The organism is Pseudomonas sp. GB2N2 (assembly GCF_054897705.1).
On record NZ_CM142701.1, the window covers coordinates 249,827 to 267,386 of the forward strand.

21 protein-coding genes are annotated in these 17,560 nt (G+C 59.3%); 20 read left to right on the forward strand and 1 reads right to left on the reverse strand.

Going from position 1 to position 17,560, the window contains the following annotated elements:
- The first annotated feature begins 449 nt into the window (after positions 1-449).
- From rluC to sppA, 3 genes are read left to right on the forward strand one after another with little or no spacing between them, the layout of a single operon-like run.
- Complete coding sequence (rluC, locus tag ACYZT4_RS01215) at positions 450-1,412, forward strand: 23S rRNA pseudouridine(955/2504/2580) synthase RluC (RefSeq protein WP_461984614.1); 963 nt, start codon at positions 450-452, stop codon at positions 1,410-1,412.
- Positions 1,413-1,416: 4 nt separating this feature from the next.
- Positions 1,417-2,076: an HAD-IA family hydrolase gene (locus ACYZT4_RS01220; protein WP_461988501.1), complete on the forward strand. Its 660-nt coding sequence runs from the start codon at positions 1,417-1,419 to the stop codon at positions 2,074-2,076.
- A 24-nt stretch (positions 2,077-2,100) separates the two neighbouring features.
- Positions 2,101-3,090 (forward strand): signal peptide peptidase SppA, encoded by a 990-nt coding sequence (sppA, locus tag ACYZT4_RS01225; RefSeq protein WP_461984616.1) that lies wholly within the window; start codon positions 2,101-2,103, stop codon positions 3,088-3,090.
- Between the two features lie 67 nt (positions 3,091-3,157).
- Here the strand turns inward: sppA and ACYZT4_RS01230 are convergent, their stop codons facing one another.
- Positions 3,158-3,736 (reverse strand): Maf family protein, encoded by a 579-nt coding sequence (locus ACYZT4_RS01230; RefSeq protein ID WP_461984618.1) that lies wholly within the window; start codon positions 3,734-3,736, stop codon positions 3,158-3,160.
- 105 nt (positions 3,737-3,841) lie between these two features.
- Here ACYZT4_RS01230 and ACYZT4_RS01235 point away from each other — a divergent pair, with 105 nt between their 5' ends.
- The 17 genes from ACYZT4_RS01235 (at position 3,842) to ACYZT4_RS01315 (ending at position 17,457) form a co-directional block, all read left to right on the forward strand.
- Positions 3,842-4,369, forward strand: a complete 528-nt coding sequence (locus ACYZT4_RS01235; protein ID WP_017340114.1) for a YceD family protein — start codon at positions 3,842-3,844, stop codon at positions 4,367-4,369.
- 13 nt (positions 4,370-4,382) lie between these two features.
- Positions 4,383-4,565: a 50S ribosomal protein L32 gene (gene rpmF, locus ACYZT4_RS01240; protein WP_008152339.1), complete on the forward strand. Its 183-nt coding sequence runs from the start codon at positions 4,383-4,385 to the stop codon at positions 4,563-4,565.
- Between the two features lie 4 nt (positions 4,566-4,569).
- Complete coding sequence (gene plsX / locus ACYZT4_RS01245) at positions 4,570-5,580, forward strand: phosphate acyltransferase PlsX (protein WP_461984620.1); 1,011 nt, start codon at positions 4,570-4,572, stop codon at positions 5,578-5,580.
- Between the two features lie 126 nt (positions 5,581-5,706).
- Positions 5,707-6,645, forward strand: a complete 939-nt coding sequence (gene fabD / locus ACYZT4_RS01250; RefSeq protein ID WP_461984621.1) for an ACP S-malonyltransferase — start codon at positions 5,707-5,709, stop codon at positions 6,643-6,645.
- A 16-nt stretch (positions 6,646-6,661) separates the two neighbouring features.
- Positions 6,662-7,405, forward strand: coding sequence for a 3-oxoacyl-ACP reductase FabG (fabG, locus tag ACYZT4_RS01255; RefSeq protein ID WP_461984623.1), 744 nt, complete (start codon positions 6,662-6,664; stop codon positions 7,403-7,405).
- A 191-nt stretch (positions 7,406-7,596) separates the two neighbouring features.
- Complete coding sequence (acpP, locus tag ACYZT4_RS01260) at positions 7,597-7,833, forward strand: acyl carrier protein (protein ID WP_461984625.1); 237 nt, start codon at positions 7,597-7,599, stop codon at positions 7,831-7,833.
- Positions 7,834-7,941: 108 nt separating this feature from the next.
- Positions 7,942-9,186 carry a beta-ketoacyl-ACP synthase II gene (gene fabF, locus ACYZT4_RS01265; protein WP_131062725.1) on the forward strand — a complete coding sequence of 415 codons (1,245 nt, stop codon included), beginning with the start codon at positions 7,942-7,944 and terminating at the stop codon, positions 9,184-9,186.
- Positions 9,186-10,001, forward strand: a complete 816-nt coding sequence (pabC, locus tag ACYZT4_RS01270) for an aminodeoxychorismate lyase (protein ID WP_461984627.1) — start codon at positions 9,186-9,188, stop codon at positions 9,999-10,001. Before fabF ends, pabC begins: the two co-directional genes overlap by 1 nt.
- Positions 10,002-10,004: 3 nt before the next feature.
- The gene (gene mltG / locus ACYZT4_RS01275) at positions 10,005-11,243 is read left to right on the forward strand and encodes an endolytic transglycosylase MltG (RefSeq protein ID WP_461984629.1); all 1,239 of its coding nucleotides are present in this window, start codon (positions 10,005-10,007) and stop codon (positions 11,241-11,243) included.
- A 19-nt stretch (positions 11,244-11,262) separates the two neighbouring features.
- On the forward strand, positions 11,263-11,895 hold the full coding sequence (gene tmk, locus ACYZT4_RS01280; protein ID WP_461984630.1) for a dTMP kinase: 633 nt from the start codon (positions 11,263-11,265) through the stop codon (positions 11,893-11,895).
- A complete protein-coding gene (locus ACYZT4_RS01285; RefSeq protein WP_461984632.1) occupies positions 11,888-12,874 on the forward strand; it encodes a DNA polymerase III subunit delta' in 987 nt (328 codons plus the stop codon). Before tmk ends, ACYZT4_RS01285 begins: the two co-directional genes overlap by 8 nt.
- Before the next feature lie 32 nt (positions 12,875-12,906).
- Positions 12,907-13,263 carry a PilZ domain-containing protein gene (locus tag ACYZT4_RS01290; RefSeq protein ID WP_461984634.1) on the forward strand — a complete coding sequence of 119 codons (357 nt, stop codon included), beginning with the start codon at positions 12,907-12,909 and terminating at the stop codon, positions 13,261-13,263.
- A 32-nt stretch (positions 13,264-13,295) separates the two neighbouring features.
- Positions 13,296-14,081 carry a TatD family hydrolase gene (locus ACYZT4_RS01295; protein ID WP_461984635.1) on the forward strand — a complete coding sequence of 262 codons (786 nt, stop codon included), beginning with the start codon at positions 13,296-13,298 and terminating at the stop codon, positions 14,079-14,081.
- 342 nt (positions 14,082-14,423) lie between these two features.
- On the forward strand, positions 14,424-15,062 hold the full coding sequence (locus ACYZT4_RS01300) for a TetR/AcrR family transcriptional regulator (RefSeq protein WP_008031613.1): 639 nt from the start codon (positions 14,424-14,426) through the stop codon (positions 15,060-15,062).
- A gap of 140 nt (positions 15,063-15,202) precedes the next feature.
- Positions 15,203-16,171 carry a GTP 3',8-cyclase MoaA gene (locus tag ACYZT4_RS01305; protein WP_461984637.1) on the forward strand — a complete coding sequence of 323 codons (969 nt, stop codon included), beginning with the start codon at positions 15,203-15,205 and terminating at the stop codon, positions 16,169-16,171.
- Between the two features lie 101 nt (positions 16,172-16,272).
- Positions 16,273-16,881 carry a DUF4823 domain-containing protein gene (locus tag ACYZT4_RS01310; RefSeq protein WP_461984639.1) on the forward strand — a complete coding sequence of 203 codons (609 nt, stop codon included), beginning with the start codon at positions 16,273-16,275 and terminating at the stop codon, positions 16,879-16,881.
- A 15-nt stretch (positions 16,882-16,896) separates the two neighbouring features.
- On the forward strand, positions 16,897-17,457 hold the full coding sequence (locus ACYZT4_RS01315; protein WP_461984641.1) for a DUF1285 domain-containing protein: 561 nt from the start codon (positions 16,897-16,899) through the stop codon (positions 17,455-17,457).
- The last annotated feature ends 103 nt before the right edge of the window (positions 17,458-17,560 follow it).

A 17,560-nucleotide genomic window follows, 5' to 3' on the forward strand; every position in this document is an offset into this window, starting at 1 on the left:
GGTTGTGCATCTCCACCCTACACGTATCCCTGATAATTCGGGTGCTGCCGCGCGCAGAATCCGCAGCGGGTTGGCATTTACCGTGAGCTCCGAAAGGGGAGGTCACGCATCATGGCTAATTTAGGCGGTGTTTCCGAAACCTTCGCTCGGGGTCATTCGCAGCTGACTGCACTTTGTGAACTGGCCGTGAATATGGCTCGCGAAGGGAGTGAAAACTCTGCTTTGCGGCGTGATTCAGGCCTTATGTCACCTGCGCTCGTTACACCTGCAAACTCCACCGTTACGTAGCGAAAGCCCCGTAGGACGGCCTCGCGTCCTGGTGAATTGCATTGGTCAGGGCCGGTTTTTGACCGTTGGTCCGCTGTCCAGGCCGCTTTTGGCGGCGTTCGCGACTATAGCAGTAATGATTAAGTGCTTCAATTCCATAAAAAATTGATATCATCCGCGCCATGACGACTACTGCCCCCTCGACCCCAGCCGTACAACTGCTGGAGGTCTCGCCGGAATATGCCGGCCAACGTATTGATAACTTCCTTCTCGCTCGGCTCAAAGGCGTGCCCAAGACCTTGATTTACCGCATTTTGCGCAAGGGCGAAGTGCGAGTGAACAAAGGCCGGATCAAGCCCGAATACAAGCTGCAGGCGGGCGATATCGTGCGCGTGCCGCCGGTTCGCGTGCCTGAGCGCGACGAGCCGGTGCCGCTGGCCCAAGGCCTTCTGCAACGCCTGGAAGCGTCGATTGTCTTCGAAGACAAGGCGCTGATCGTGATCAACAAGCCGTGTGGAATAGCCGTTCACGGCGGCAGCGGCCTGACCTACGGCGTGATCGAGGCCTTTCGCCAGTTGCGTCCCGATTGCAAGGAGCTGGAGCTGGTTCATCGTCTCGACCGTGACACCTCCGGCCTGCTGATGATCGCCAAGAAACGCAGCATGCTGCGTCACTTGCACACGGCCTTGCGCGGTGATGGCGTGGACAAGCGCTACATGGCGCTGGTTCGCGGCAACTGGGCGGCTTCGATCAAGCAAGTCCGTGCGTCGCTGGGCAAGAGCAATTTGCGCTCCGGCGAGCGCATGGTCGAGGTCGACGAGGAGGAGGGTAAGGAGTCGGTGACCGTGTTCAAGGTCCTGCGTCGCTTCGGTGACTTTGCCACCCTGATTGAAGCCAAGCCGATCACCGGCCGGACTCACCAGATTCGCGTCCACACCTTGCACGCCGGGCATTGCATCGCCGGCGACACCAAGTACGGCGATGACGATTTCAGTAAGGAAATTCGTGATCTGGGCGGTAAACGTCTGTTCCTCCACGCCTACATGCTGACCGTGCCGCTGCCCGATGGTGGCGAACTGAAGCTGCAGGCCCCTGTCGACGAGATGTGGGCCAAGACCGTGGAGCGCCTGAGTGCACCCCTCTGATAAAATCCCGCCGGATTACAAACTGCTGATTTTTGATTGGGACGGCACTCTGGCTGACTCCATTGGTCGGATTGTCGAGGCGATGCACGTCGCGTCCGAGCGTTCCGGTTTCCAGTTGCGCGATGACTTTGCCGTCAAAGGAATTATTGGCCTGGGGTTGCCCGAGGCGATTCGTACGTTGTACCCGGAAATCGGTGACGACGAACTGGTGGCTTTCCGTCAGCACTATGCCGATCACTACATCGCCGCAGAAGCGGCGCCTTCGCCGTTGTTCGAGGGCGTATTAGAGTCGATGGAGGCGTTTCGCGCTGAGGGTTATCGCTTGGCGGTCGCGACCGGCAAGGCGCGTCGCGGGCTGGATCGGGTACTGAAGGCGCACGGTTGGGACGATTATTTCGACATTACCCGTGCGGCTGACGAAACCGCCAGCAAACCTCATCCGCTGATGCTTGAGCAGATCCTCGCTCATTGCGATGTTCGTCCGGAGCAGGCGTTGATGGTCGGCGATTCGTCCTTCGACCTGCAGATGGCGCGCAACGCCGGGATGGATTCAGTGGCGGTGAGTTATGGCGCGCAGTCGATTGAAGCGTTGAAGGTGTTCGAGCCGGCATTGTCCATCGATCGTTTTTCAGAATTGCATGCCTGGCTGAGTCAGCGGGCCTAATAGATTTTTGCTGGGGTAGATGGCATGACCGACGAATGGAAAGCGCCCGCCAAGGCGAGCGCAGAGAGCGGTGACGAGAAGAGCTGGAAGCTGTTGGAAAAGACCCTGTTGGCCAGTGTGCAGGAACAGCGCCGCTCGCGGCGTTGGGGGATTTTCTTCAAGTTGCTGACCTTTGTGTACCTGTTTGGCGCGCTGGTCCTGTTCACGCCGCTGATGGACATGGAAAAGGCCGCCACCCGCAGCGCCAAATACACCGCGCTGATCGACGTGACTGGCGTGATCGCCGACAAGGAGCCCGCCAGCGCTGACAACCTCGTCGGCAGCCTGCGTGCGGCTTTCGAGGATGAGAAAGTCAAAGGCGTGATCCTGCGCATCAACAGCCCAGGCGGCAGTCCGGTGCAGTCGGGTTACGTTTATGACGAGATCGTTCGTCTGCGCGGCCTGCACCCGGACACCAAGGTGTACGCGGTGATTTCCGATCTGGGCGCTTCCGGCGCTTATTACATTGCCAGTGCTGCTGATCAGATCTACGCCGACAAGGCCAGTCTGGTGGGCTCCATTGGCGTGACGGCGGCGGGTTACGGCTTCGTTGGCACCATGCAAAAGCTCGGCGTCGAGCGCCGCACCTACACGTCCGGCGAGCACAAGTCGTTCCTCGACCCGTTCCAGCCGCAAAAGCCTGAAGAAACCCAGTTCTGGCAGGGCGTGCTCGATACCACGCACCAGCAGTTCATCAACAGCGTGAAGAAGGGTCGTGGCGATCGCCTCAAGGACAAAGAGCATCCGGAATTGTTCTCCGGGCTGGTCTGGTCTGGTGAGCAGGCGCTGCCGCTGGGCTTGATCGATGGCCTGGGCAACGCCAGCTCCGTGGCGCGTGATGTGATTGGCGAGAAAGAGCTGGTGGACTTCACGGTTCAGGAGTCGCCGTTTGATCGCTTCTCGAAAAAGCTGGGTGCCAGCGTGGCTGAGCAGCTGGCAATGTGGATGGGCTTTCACGGGCCGTCGTTGCGCTGATCCTCAAACGGCATAAATAACCGGCCTCGCAGCCGGTTTTTTGTGAATAGGATTTCTGAGGTGGTGTTCAGGGGATGTGCACGCCCTCGGCCAGCAGCATGTCGATCAAACGAATCAGCGGCAGACCGATCAGGCTGGTGGCGTCAGGGCCTTCGGTGCTTTGAAACAGGCTCACCCCCAAACCTTCAGCCTTGAAGCTGCCAGCGCAATCGTAGGGCTGTTCGGCGCGCAGGTAGCGCTCGATGCGTGCGGCGTCCAGCGTGCGCATGTGCACGGTGAACGGCACGCAATCGGCCTGGCAGCGGCCGGTCTGGCTATTGAGCAGGGCTACGCCGGTCAGAAAGGTGACGCTCGCGCCGCTTGAGGCCAATAGTTGCTCGCGGGCCTTTTCGAAGGTGTGGGGTTTGCCGATGATGAGGTCGCCAAGCACTGCCACTTGGTCGGAGCCGATAATCAGATGAGCGGGGTGACTGCCGGCGAGGGCCTGGGCTTTCTCTTGGGCGAGCCGCTTTACCAGCTCTATTGCAGGCTCTTGCGGGCGATGACTTTCATCGATATCCGGCGAGCTGCAGATGAACGGCAGCTGCAAGCGGGCCAGCAAATCCCGGCGATAAACTGAGCTTGAAGCGAGTAATAAAGGCAGCATGCGCATCTCCAGAAGACAGGCGCGAATTCTAGCGAGGCTTCCAGGTGACGGACAGGGCTGAATTTCCTTTGACATGGCCGGGGGCATCCCTATAATGCTGCGCCTATGTTGAATGACCCGATTCCACCTCACGTTGACCCGCGCAAATTGGCTGATCGTGGCACCACCCTTCAAGGTGAACTGCTGCTGGCCGATTTGGAGAGACTCTGCGACCCGCTTTCCGATACTGTCGGTACGGTGCAGGCTAAATTCGTTTTTGAACGAGATGAACGTAAATCTGTGGTAATTCACAGCTTTATCGACACCGAAGTCAAAATGGTTTGCCAGCGTTGTCTTGAGCTGGTCACCCTGCCGATTCACAGCGAGTGCAGTTATGCTGTGGTGAAGGAGGGTGCGAATACCCAGTCGTTGCCGAAAGGTTATGACGTGCTGGAACTGGGCGAAGATCCATTGGATCTGCAGTCACTGATCGAGGAGGAGCTTCTGCTCGCCTTGCCCATTGTGCCTGCTCATCATCCGGAAGAATGCCAGCAGCCGGGAGGTCTCGAAGAGGCCGAACCGAGCGAGGACGAGGTAACGCGGTCCAACCCGTTCAGTGTATTGGCGCAGTTAAAGCGTGACCCAAACGTTTAGGAGTTAATCAATTATGGCTGTTCAGCAGAACAAAAAATCCCGCTCTGCCCGTGACATGCGTCGTTCGCACGACGCCCTGACGGCAAGCACTCTGTCTGTAGAAAAAACCACCGGTGAAATTCACCTGCGTCACCACGTATCGCCAGAAGGCGTATACCGTGGCCGTAAAGTGATCGACAAGGGCGCTGACGAGTAATCACTTGTCTGCTCAAGTCATCGCGATTGACGCAATGGGCGGGGACTTCGGTCCCCGCAGCATTGTCCAGGCCAGCCTCGCTTGCCTGAATGCAACACCCTCGCTGCACCTGGCCCTTGTCGGTCAACCTTCCCTCCTTGAAGAACTGATCGTTGGCCAATCGGCTGTGGATCGCTCACGCCTGTCGATTGTGCCCGCGACCGAAGTCATCACCATGGACGAAAAGCCTGCTCAAGCCCTGCGCGGCAAGCCTGATTCGTCGATGCGTGTGGCACTCGAGTTGCTGCGAGACGGCAAGGTTCAGGCCTTCGTCAGCGCCGGCAATACCGGGGCATTGATGGCATTGTCGCGTTTTGTGCTTAAGACGTTGCCGGGCATTGACCGGCCAGCCATGGTCGCGGCGATCCCGACGCAGAAAGGTTATTGCCAACTGCTGGATCTGGGCGCGAACGTCGATTGCAGCGCCGAACACCTGTTGCAATTTGCGGTAATGGGCTCGGTGGCGGCGGAAACCCTGGGCATCGTCCGTCCGCGTGTCGCGTTGTTGAACATCGGTACCGAAGACATCAAGGGCAATCAGCAGGTCAAGTTGGCAGCGACGTTGTTGCAGAGCGCGCGCGGCATCAACTACATCGGTTTTGTTGAAGGTGACGGTGTGTATCGGGGCGAGGCAGATGTGGTGGTGTGTGACGGCTTTGTCGGCAATATCCTCCTCAAATCCAGCGAAGGGCTGGCGACCATGATTGCCGGGCGCATTGAAGCCCTGTTCAAAAAGAATTTTGCATCAAGAGTCGTAGGCGCCATGGCGCTGCCGCTGATGAAGCGCCTGCAAGCGGACCTGGCGCCCGCTCGGCACAATGGCGCCAGCTTCCTCGGTTTGCAGGGCATTGTGGTGAAGAGTCACGGTTCTGCAGGGGTTGAGGGTTTCCAGAGCGCCATCTCGCGCGCCTTGATCGAGATCCAGGAAAACCTTCCGGAACGGATTCACGGTCGTCTGGAGGATTTGTTGCTTTAGGCATTTTCGTCGGACAATGCTTAAATGTGACCGCTCAGTTCAATTGGCCATCCAAACTGTCAGTTTCTTGCGTCCCTCAAGCGGGACGACAATTCTCCGACGACCAGATCATTAGGGGCTTGTTACATGTCTGCTTCCCTCGCATTCGTCTTTCCAGGACAGGGTTCGCAGTCCCTCGGCATGCTGGCCGAGTTGGGCGCGCAACATCCAATCGTCCTTGAAACATTCAAAGAAGCATCCGATGCTCTCGGTTACGACCTGTGGGCACTGACCCAGGAAGGGCCGGAAGAGCAACTCAACCAAACCGATAAAACCCAGCCGGCGATTCTGACTGCATCGATTGCCTTGTGGCGTCTGTGGCTGGCTGAAGGCGGCGCGCGTCCGGCGTATGTTGCCGGTCACAGCCTGGGCGAATACAGCGCGCTGGTCGCGGCGGGCAGCCTGAGTCTGGCGGACGCGGTGAAACTGGTCGAGCGCCGTGGCCAGTTGATGCAGGAAGCCGTTCCGACCGGGCAGGGTGGCATGGCTGCCATTCTCGGTCTGGACGACGCCGACGTACTGGCTGCCTGCGCCGAAGCAGCGCAAGGCGAAGTCGTAAGCGCGGTCAATTTCAATTCCCCGGGCCAGGTCGTGATCGCCGGCGCCAAGGCTGCGGTCGAGCGCGCTATCGAAGGCTGCAAGGCCCGTGGTGCCAAGCGCGCGATGCCGTTGCCGGTCAGCGTACCGTCGCACTGCGAGCTGATGCGCCCGGCTGCCGAGCGTTTCGCCGAGTCGATCGCCGCGATCAACTGGCAGGCGCCGCAGATTCCGCTGGTGCAGAACGTCAGTGCCGCCATTCCGGCTGATCTGGAAACCCTCAAACGCGACCTGCTTGAGCAGCTCTACAAGCCTGTACGCTGGGTTGAATCGGTCCAGGCACTGGCTTCGAAGGGCGCGATCCAGTTGGTCGAATGCGGCCCCGGCAAAGTGCTGGCGGGCCTGAACAAACGCTGCGCCGAAGGCGTGTCGACATCCAACCTCAATACCCCAGACGCCTTCGCTGCCGCCCGTGCAGCGTTGGCCTGAATCAGGAGAAGCTTGCATGAGTCTGCAAGGTAAAGTTGCATTGGTCACCGGCGCGAGCCGCGGTATCGGCCAGGCCATCGCCCTGGAGCTGGGTCGTCAGGGTGCCATCGTCATTGGTACCGCGACGTCCGCCGCGGGTGCCGAGCGCATCGCCGCAACCCTGAAGGAAAACGGTATTCAAGGCTCTGGCCTGGAACTCAATGTCACAAGCGACGAATCCGTTGCAGCGGTGCTGGCGAGCATTCAGGCGCAATTCGGTGCGCCGGCGATTTTGGTCAACAATGCCGGTATCACCCGCGATAACCTGATGATGCGTATGAAAGATGACGAATGGCATGACGTCGTCGATACCAACCTGAACAGTCTGTTCCGCCTGTCCAAGGGCGTTTTGCGCGGCATGACCAAAGCCCGTTGGGGTCGAATTATCAGTATTGGCTCGGTTGTGGGTGCCATGGGCAACGCAGGCCAAGTAAACTACGCTGCCGCCAAGGCCGGTCTGGAAGGTTTCAGTCGTGCCCTGGCGCGTGAAGTCGGTTCGCGTTCGATTACGGTAAACTCGGTGGCCCCTGGGTTCATCGACACCGATATGACCCGCGAGCTGCCCGAGGCCCAGCGTGAAGCCTTGCAGACGCAAATTCCGCTGGGCCGTCTGGGGCAAGCACAAGAGATCGCGTCTGTGGTCGCTTTTCTTGCATCCGACGGTGCGGCTTACGTTACTGGGGCTACAATCCCGGTGAACGGCGGGATGTACATGAGTTAAATGTGACGGGTTGCTTCAAAAAAATGTCATACGAGCTGTCTAAAATCCGTTATAAAGCTGCAATCTATTTGTAGGCAGAGGGCCGTCGGGTTTGAGGAGTGAAGCTTTCAGTTGAAATGCTGAAAAGTCTTTCTATACACTTACCCACTGGCCAGCTGCCTGAATTTGTCCATTAGGAGTGAAAACAAGGTATGAGCACCATCGAAGAGCGCGTCAAGAAAATCGTTGCTGAGCAACTGGGCGTTAAAGAAGAAGAAGTGACTAACTCCGCTTCCTTCGTTGAAGACCTGGGTGCCGACTCCCTTGACACCGTTGAGCTGGTGATGGCTCTGGAAGAGGAATTCGAGACCGAAATCCCTGACGAAGAAGCTGAGAAGATCACTACTGTACAAGCTGCAATCGATTACGTTACAAACCACCAGGCTTAATAGCTTGTAATCGTTGCTCGCTGTCATGGAAAAACCGCACTGCCTCATGGCGTGCGGTTTTTTCCTTTAGGCCTGATGCAAAGTCGTCATTTGAAAAAGGAGAGTGCTGTGTCGCGTAGACGCGTCGTAGTCACCGGTATGGGTATGTTGTCGCCACTGGGCACGGATGTGCCGAGCAGTTGGCAGGGCATTCTGGCTGGCCGCAGTGGCATTGGTCTGATCGAACACACCGACCTTTCTGCCTATTCCACCCGTTTTGGCGGCTCGGTAAAGGGCTTCAATGTCGAGGAATACCTGTCAGTCAAGGAAGCTCGCAAGCTCGACCTGTTCATTCAGTATGGTCTGGCCGCAGGGTTTCAGGCAGTCCGCAACGCCGGTCTGGAAGTCACCGACGCCAACCGTGAACGCATCGGCGTGGCCATGGGTTCGGGCATTGGTGGTCTGACCAACATCGAAGAAACAAGCCGCACCCTGCATGATTCCGGCCCACGACGGATCTCTCCGTTTTTCGTGCCTGGCTCGATCATCAATATGATTTCCGGTTTCCTGTCGATCCACTTGGGTGCCCAGGGACCTAACTACGCCATCGCCACCGCGTGTACCACCGGTACGCACTGCATCGGCATGGCAGCCCGCAACATCATGTACGACGAAGCCGACGTGATGATTGCCGGCGGCGCCGAGATGGCGGCTTGCGGTCTGGGCATGGGCGGCTTCGGTGCCTCCCGCGCGTTGTCGACCCGCAACGACGAGCCAACCCGCGCCAGCCGTCCATGGGACAAGGGCCGCGATGGCTTCGTCCTCTCCGACGGTGCCGGTGCGCTGGTGCTTGAAGAACTTGAACACGCCAAGGCGCGCGGCGCGACCATCTATGCCGAGCTGATCGGTTTCGGCACCAGTGGCGATGCGTTCCACATGACGTCGCCACCGGCTGACGGCGCGGGCGCTGCTCGTTGTATTACCAATGCCTTGCGCGATGCGAAGATCAATAGCGACCAGGTCCAGTACATCAACGCCCACGGTACGTCGACGTCGGCCGGTGACCTGGCCGAAGCCTGTGCGATCAAGTCGGTGTTTGGCGATCACGCTTACAAACTGGCGGTCAGCTCGACCAAATCCATGACCGGTCACCTGTTGGGTGCGGCGGGCGCCGTCGAGGCAATCTTCAGCGTGCTGGCAATCAACAGCCAGGTGGCGCCGCCGACCATCAACCTCGATGAGCCGGACGAAGGTTGCGACCTCGATTTTGTGCCGCACACCGCGCGCAACATGGACATCGATGTGGTGCTGTCCAACTCGTTCGGGTTTGGCGGTACGAACGGCTCGCTGGTGTTCCGTCGGTTCGCTGACTGATGGAGAGCTGGGTCGACGGTCAGCCGGCTGACGCTCTGTCGCTGAAAGATCGCGGCCTGGCTTACGGTGATGGTCTGTTTGAGACCATTGTCGTGCGCGGCGGGCAGCCGTTGTTGCTCGAACGGCATTTGTCGCGTCTGGCGCAGGGTTGTTCGCGTTTGGCAATCACGGCCGATCACGAGCTGATACGCAGTGAGCTGCTGGCCTACGCCACCGAGCTGGGTGAGGGCGTGCTCAAACTGATCCTGACCCGTGGCGACAGTCTGCGCGGTTACGCCCCCGATCCTTTGGCCCAGGCCCGGCGCATTCTGCAAGGCAATCCTCCGGCGGCTTATCTCGCTGCCAATGCAGAGCAAGGCGTGCGCCTGTTTCCCTGCACCACCCGACTCTCCAGGCAACCGTTGCTCGCCGGACTCAAGCATTTGAACCGTCTTGAGCAAGTCATCGCCCGGTCCGAATGGCAAGACACCGAGCATGCCGAAGGCTTGATGCTGGATCTGGTCGGTCGTGTGGTCGAAGGCGTGTTCAGCAATCTGTTCCTGGTGCGCGATGGCGTGTTGATTACTGCTGATCTCAAACGCTGCGGCGTGGCCGGCGTAATGCGTGCGGAATTATTGTTTCAAGCCGAGTCATTGGGCATCCCCACGCAAATCACCGACATCACCCTGGATCAGCTGCAATGGGCTGACGAAGTCTTTGTCTGTAACAGCGTGTATGGCATTTGGCCGGTGCGTGCCTATGCAGCACTGAGCTGGCCGGTTGGGCCGCTCACCCGTAAACTCCAAACCATTGCCCGTGCGCTACTGGATGCTTGATACGTGAGACGTAAATTCTTGCTGTTGCTGGAAACCGGCCTGGTTCTGGCAGGGCTGTGTCTGGGCGCTTCGGCCTGGAAAATCCATTCAGCGCTGGAACAGCCGCTGAACGTTGCCCAGGAAAAATTGCTGGACGTGCCCAAAGGGGCGACGCCTAACAGCACCTTTATTCGGCTCGAATCCGATGGCGTTATCAAAGACGCATTCTGGTTACGCGTGTATTGGCGCTTCAACCTGGCCGGGCAACCGTTGCATAAGGGCGAGTACCGCATGCAGCCCGGCATGACCGTGGAAAACCTGATTGACCTGTGGAAGCGCGGGGAAATGGTGCAGTACAGCCTGACGCTGGTCGAAGGCTGGAATTTCCATCAAGTGCGTGCGGCCCTGGCCAAGGATGAAAAACTCGAGCAGTCGCTGAATGGCCTGAGCGACAGCGAAGTGATGGAAAAACTTGGTCACACCGGGGTCTTTCCGGAAGGGCGGTTCTTCCCCGACACCTACCGCTTCGTGCGCGGCATGACCGACATCGAGCTGCTGAAAAAAGCCTACGAGCGCCTCGATGAAGTCCTCGCCAAAGAATGGCAGCAGCGAGCGCTGGACGCGCCGTATACCGACCCCTATCAGGCGCTGATCATGGCTTCGCTGGTGGAGAAGGAAACCGGCGTTCCGCAAGAGCGTGGCCAGATCGCCGGCGTGTTCGTGCGGCGCATGGCAATCGGCATGCTGTTGCAGACCGACCCGACCGTCATCTATGGCCTCGGCGATCGTTACACCGGCAAATTGACCCGCGCGCATCTGAAGGAAGCGACGCCTTACAACACCTATGTGATTGCCGGCCTGCCGCCGACGCCGATTGCGATGGTCGGCCGCGAAGCGATCCACGCTGCGCTGAATCCAGTGGCCGGCAACAGCCTGTATTTCGTCGCGCGCGGCGATGGCAGTCATGTGTTCTCGGATGATCTGGACGCCCACAACAGTGCGGTGCGCGAGTTCCAGCTCAAGCGTCGCGCCGATTACCGCTCCAGTCCGGCGCCGGCCACCGCGCCAGAAGCGACGAACGAGCCGGCACCGATCCCGGCGGCTTCGCCCGACACGGCGCCCGAGGCTTTGCCGCCGGTGACGCCGCAGGAACCGGTTCAATCGCCGGCGCCTGCGCCAACCCAGGAACCGGCTCAGGAACCTGCCAAAGAGCCCGCTGCCGCGCCTGCGCCCGAACCGGACGCACCGCAAAGCCCGCAATGATTCTGACTAAGGACTGCCTGTGACTGGCTTGTTTATTACCCTGGAAGGCCCCGAAGGCGCCGGCAAAAGCACCAACCGCGAATACCTCGCCGAGCGCCTGCGCGCCGCCGGTATCGAAGTGGTGTTGACCCGCGAACCGGGGGGCACGCCGTTGGCTGAGCGGATCCGCGAAGTGCTGTTGGCGCCGCTCGATGAAGTCATGGACCCGGACACCGAGCTGTTGCTGGTCTTCGCCGCGCGCGCGCAGCATCTGGCCGGCGTGATCCGTCCGGCGCTGGCTCGTGGTGCAGTGGTGCTGTGTGACCGGTTTACCGATTCGACCTTCGCCTATCAGGGCGGCGGTCGCGGCTTGTCGGTGGAGCGCATCACCACTCTGGAAACTTTTGTCCAGGGTGAGCTGCGTCCCGACCTGACGCTGATTTTCGACTTGCCGGTGGAAGTGGGCCTGGCCCGTGCCAGTGCGCGCGGTCGCCTGGATCGCTTCGAGCTGGAAGGCCGGACATTTTTCGATGCGGTGCGCAGTGCGTTCCTCCAGCGCGCTGCAGCCGATCCGGCGCGATATGTGCTGGTCGATGCCGCCAAACCGCTGGCGCAGGTTCAGCAGTCGCTGGACGCTTTGCTCCCGCGTTTGCTGGAGTTGACCCGTGGCTGAAGCCTATCCGTGGCAGGACAGCCTCTGGCAGCAGATGGCGGGTCGCAAGCAACATGCTCACGCCTATCTGCTGCACGGCCCGGCCGGGATCGGCAAGCGTGCGCTGGCCGAGCGCTTGATGGCCAGCCTGCTGTGCCAGCGTCCGACCGCGCAGGACGCTTGCGGTGAGTGCAAATCCTGCCTGTTGCTGAAGGCCGGTAGCCATCCCGACAACTACATTCTGGAACCCGAAGAAGCCGACAAGGCGATCAAGGTCGACCAGGTGCGCGATCTGGTGAGCTTCGTGGTGCAGACGGCGCAAATGGGCGGGCGCAAAGTGGTGTTGATCGAGCCGGTCGAGGCGATGAACGTCAACGCGGCCAACGCCTTGCTCAAAAGCCTTGAAGAGCCCTCGGGCGATACGGTGTTGTTGCTGGTCAGCCACCAGACCAGCCGTCTGTTGCCAACCATCAAGAGCCGTTGCGTGCAGCAGGCCTGTCCGCTGCCAAGCGAGGCGATGAGCCTGGCGTGGCTGGCGACGGCGCTGCCGGATAGCTCGGAAGAGCAACGTGTCGAACTGCTGACCCTGGCCGCCGGCTCGCCACTGGGCGCAGTCAAGTTGCAGGTTCAGGGCGTGCGCGAGCAGCGATTGCTGGTGGTCGAAGGCGTGAAGAAGCTGCTCAAGCAGCAGCAATCGCCGACGCAGTTGGCCGAGGAATGGAAAAGCATTCCGCAGTTGCTGCTGTTCGACTGGTTTTGCGACTGGTCGAGCCTGATCCTGCGTTATCAACTGACCCAGGATGAAGCCGGTCTCGGGCTGATGGACATGCGCAAGGTCATTCAATACCTGGCGCAGAAGTCCGCCCAGCAAAAAGTCCTGACTATTCAGGACTGGATTCTCGCCCAGCGTCAGAAAGTGATGAGCAAAGCCAACCTCAATCCGGCATTGTTGCTGGAAGCGTTACTTGTACAGTGGGCGTCTTTACCGACTCAGAAGTGACTAGACTCTGAACATCCGCAGTGGAGGTCAGCATGAATGAAGCCGTCAATCAGGGGCCGCGCAACGGCATCTTGTCCCTGACCATCAAGGACAAGTCCGTGCTGTACGCGGCCTACATGCCGTTCATCAAGAACGGCGGTCTGTTTATCCCGACCAACAAGAGCTACAAGTTGGGCGATGAGGTATTCATGCTGCTGAACCTGATGGATGAGCCGGAGAAGATTCCGGTGGCCGGGAAAGTCGCCTGGATCACGCCCAAAGGCGCGCAGGGCAACCGCGCGGCCGGCGTCGGCGTGCAGTTCAACGACGGCGACGACGCCGCGCGCAGTCGAATCGAAACCCATCTGGTCGGAGCCCTTAAATCCGACCGTCCCACCCATACGATGTAAGTTGCAGCCCTCTTTATGTGCGTAGATTCCCAATGCTTGTAGATTCCCATTGTCACCTCGATCGCCTCGACCTCGCCGCCCATGACGGTTCTCTGGATGCCGCACTCGATGCGGCCCGGCAGCGCGGGGTAGGGCATTTTCTGTGCATCGGCGTCAGTGTCGACAACGCCGCCGACGTCAAAGCCCTGGCAGAACGTTACGACGACGTTGATTGTTCGGTGGGCGTGCACCCGCTTGACGTACAGCCAGGTGCCGCGCCTGCCCTGGACTGGCTGTTGCAGGAACTCAATCACCCGCGTGTGGTGGCGATTGGTGAAACCGGCCTGGATTATCACTACGAGCCTGAAGCGGCGGAGTTGCAGCAGGCATCCTTTCGTCTGCACCTGCAAGCCGCCGAACAGACTGGTAAGCCGGTGATCATCCACACCCGCGGTGCCCGGGCCGATACGCTGAACCTGTTGCGCGAAGCGGCATTGCCCCAGGCCGGCGTTCTGCACTGCTTCACTGAAGACTGGGAAATGGCCAAAGCGGCGTTGGACATGGGTTATTACATCTCCCTGTCCGGTATCGTCACCTTCCGCAATGCCGATGCACTGCGTGACGTGGCCAGTAAAGTGCCTGCCGACCGATTGCTGGTGGAAACCGATTCGCCGTACCTGGCGCCGATCCCTTATCGCGGCAAACCGAACCTTCCGCAATATGTGCGGGAAGTGGCAGAGTTTCTGGCGATGCTGCGCGGTGAGTCCTACGAGCGTTTTGCCGAGCAGACCACCGAAAACTTCAAGCGTTTGTTTCCGCTGGCGCATGTGAAAGGTTAAATCGCAGGCAAAAAAAACCCGGGTTCTGGGGGGTGAATCCGGGTTAAGACCATTAGGAGTAAAACAATGGTACGCGGTCCGTTGGTACCAATATCGGCGTGGCACTTGGGGGAGATGCTCCGCCGACAGTTGAAGTATTGATCAGTATTGCGCTGAGTCCAGTTTACCGGCCCCGATTTTTAAACAATTTTGGAATACGGGCGCTTCGGAAGCGTTCTCATTAAATGCCGGTGCTGCCAGAAATCGTCATGAAACACAGATATCCGAGGATGATCCGTGCATTTTGGCGCAAGTTAGGCATAATACGCGGCTTCGAATTTTGACCCCGACAGACCTTTTCTTATGCATAAAGAACCTCGTAAGGTCCGTGAATTTCGTCGCCGCGAGCAAGAAATTCTCGATACCGCGCTCAAGCTGTTCCTCGACCAAGGTGAAGACAGTGTCACCGTCGAGATGATTGCTGATGCCGTCGGTATCGGCAAAGGCACAATCTACAAGCATTTCAAATCGAAGGCGGAGATCTACCTGCGTCTGATGCTCGATTACGAGCGCGATTTGAACGAGCTGTTGCACTCGGCCGACGTCGACAAGGACAAGGAAGCCCTGTCCCGGGCCTACTTCGAATTCCGCATGCGCGATCCGCAACGTTATCGCTTGTTTGACCGCCTCGAAGAAAAGGTGGTCAAGGGCAATCAAGTGCCGGAGATGATCGAGGAGCTGCATAAGATCCGCGCCTCGAACTTCGAACGCCTGACGCTGCTGATCAAGGGCCGGATCAGCGAAGGCAAGCTCGAAGACGTGCCGCCCTACTTCCATTACTGCGCGTCCTGGGCGCTGGTGCACGGCGCCGTGGCGCTGTATCACTCGCCGTTCTGGAGCAATGTGCTGGAAGATCAGGAAGGTTTCTTCCAGTTCCTGATGGACATCGGCGTACGCATGGGCAACAAGCGCAAGCGCGATACCGACACGCCGAGCAGCTGAACCATTCAGCCAGCTGATTTAGTCATGATATTCACAGCATGGCGCAGTACCTCAGGAATATACTCAGGCATAGGACTTGCTAAAACTTGATTTGTGAGTCAAGTTTTACGCCGTCCGATTTTCCTTGTGCCGGAGTGACTATGATTGTTGACCGTCAAGGCAGGCGTTTTCGCAATTTGCGGATTAGCCTCACCTCAGCCTGCAATTACGCCTGTACCTACTGCGTGCCCAACGGCAAGCGGCTGGTCGCTGCGCAGGATGAGCTGTCGGCCGACGCCATGGCGCGCGGGGTGGCCTATCTGATCGAAGCCGCCGGCATCGAGCGTTTGCGCATCACCGGTGGTGAACCGCTGGTCAGCCCCAAACTCGAAGCGTTCATGACCGCCGTCGGGCAGATGGGGCTGGAAGACATCAGCCTGACCACCAACGGCCAACTGCTGGCGAAAAAACTGCCACTGCTGATCGACGCCGGCATTCGTCGGATCAACGTCTCTCTCGATACCCTGGATGCCAGTGCATTCCGCAGCATTGCCCGCGGCGGTGATCTGGCCACGGTGCTCGACGGCATGGACCAGGCCAGCGCCGCCGGCATCAAGATCAAGGTCAACATGGTGCCGTTACGCGGGCAGAACCTCGATCAGGTGATGCCGCTGCTCGAATACTGCCTCGAGCGCGGTTACGAGCTGCGTTTCATCGAGCTGATGCGCATGGGCCATCTGGCCAGCGATTCCAATGCTTTCCTGCAGCAATTTGTCAGCCTGCAACAGCTGCTGAGCCTGATTGGCGACCGCTACGAATACCTGCAAGCCGATGCGCCCGTCGATGCGACGGCGGTGCGTTATGAAATTCCGGGGCAGGGTCATTTTGGTGTGATCGCCAACGAAAGCGTGCCGTTCTGCCGGACCTGCTCGCGGTTGCGCTTGTCGTCGACGGGCTGGTTGCATGGCTGCTTGTCGTCGAGTAACCGTCACTATGTCGGCGATCTGCTGGACAAGCCGCGCCATCAGGCATTGCCGGCCTTGCAGCGCCTGCTGGTGAAAGCCTTGGGTGACAAGCAGGAAGTGGCGTTCTCGGGTGGTGCGACGATCATGAAGATCATTGGCGGCTGAACACCATCGCTGTTCAAGATGTGCGCTTCCTCTGAGCTGGCGCGGAAGCTGCATCCACTGGCCATTCGCCGGTTTTCCGTCACCGGCCTCTGGAGGGTAGGATGCGTAGCCTGGTTTTGCTGCTGGCCGTTTTGGCGCTTGGTGGCTGCATGAATGTCAGCGATCTGGCAGAAGGGACTCGCTATCACTTGAGCGACGCGGGTCTGCTCGACCACAGCGATAGCCGCCGGGTGAACAATCTGCGCATTCAGCCGGACTCGTTCGTCTACATCGCCCAAGGCGCCTTCGCGCCGCCGGGCAGCGCGGTCTATCCGCGACCGAACGTGATCGCCGAAGTCGCCTTCGACGGCTTTATCGAATATTTCCCGATGGTCCGCCGCGCGCGTGCACCGGAAGGTCTTGACCAGGCCATGGGCGAAGCCCGTGCGGCGGGTGCGCATTACCTGCTCTACACGCGTTTCGCCAAGTCCGACGACCGTATCGGCAACTCGGACGAATGGCTCGATCAGGAAGCTGTGGATCGCCTTGGTGTCGATACCGGCGTGATTCAGATCATGTTGATCGAGACCAGCACCCAGTATTTGATTGATACTGCGCGCATCAAGAGTCGTGGCGGTTTACTGACGTTCCACGACAAAAAGCCAGAAGACCTGATGGGCCCGCCGCTGGAGCAGTACGCTCGTAACCTGTTGGGGCTCAGCGACCAGTAACCCAAGGAGATCGCCATGAGTGACCCGCATAAAGCCAATGACCTGCTGGGGCAAATCCCCAAGACGAAAGGCTTGCCACCGGTTCACTTGTGGAACCCCGACTTCTGCGGCGACATTGACATGCGCATCGCCCGCGACGGCACTTGGTATTACCTGGGCACGCCGATCGGCCGCAAGCCGATGGTCAAGCTGTTCTCCACCATCATTCGCCGCGACGGCGATGATTACTTCCTCATCACCCCGGTCGAGAAAGTCGGCATCAAGGTCGACGATGCGCCGTTTGTGGCAATCGCCGTGGACGTTGAAGGCGAGGGTGAGACTCAGGTCCTGCGCTTCACCACCAACGTCGACGAGAGCGCCGAGGCCGGTGCCGAACATGCGATTCGCGTGGTGATTGATCCGGTGACACAAGAGCCCGCGCCGTATGTGCATGTGCGCACAAACCTCGAAGCCCTGATCCACCGCAATGTGTTCTACCAACTGGTGGAATTGGCGGTAACCCGTGAGATCGATGGCCAGCGTTGGCTGGGCGTGTGGAGCGGCGGCCTGTTCTTCCCCATTGGTCTCGAACCGTAATACATAACCCTGTAGGAGTGAGCCTGCTCGCGAAGACGATCTGACAGCCGACGAAGATGTTGAATGTCACGGCCCCTTCGCGAGCAGGCTCGCTCATACAAGG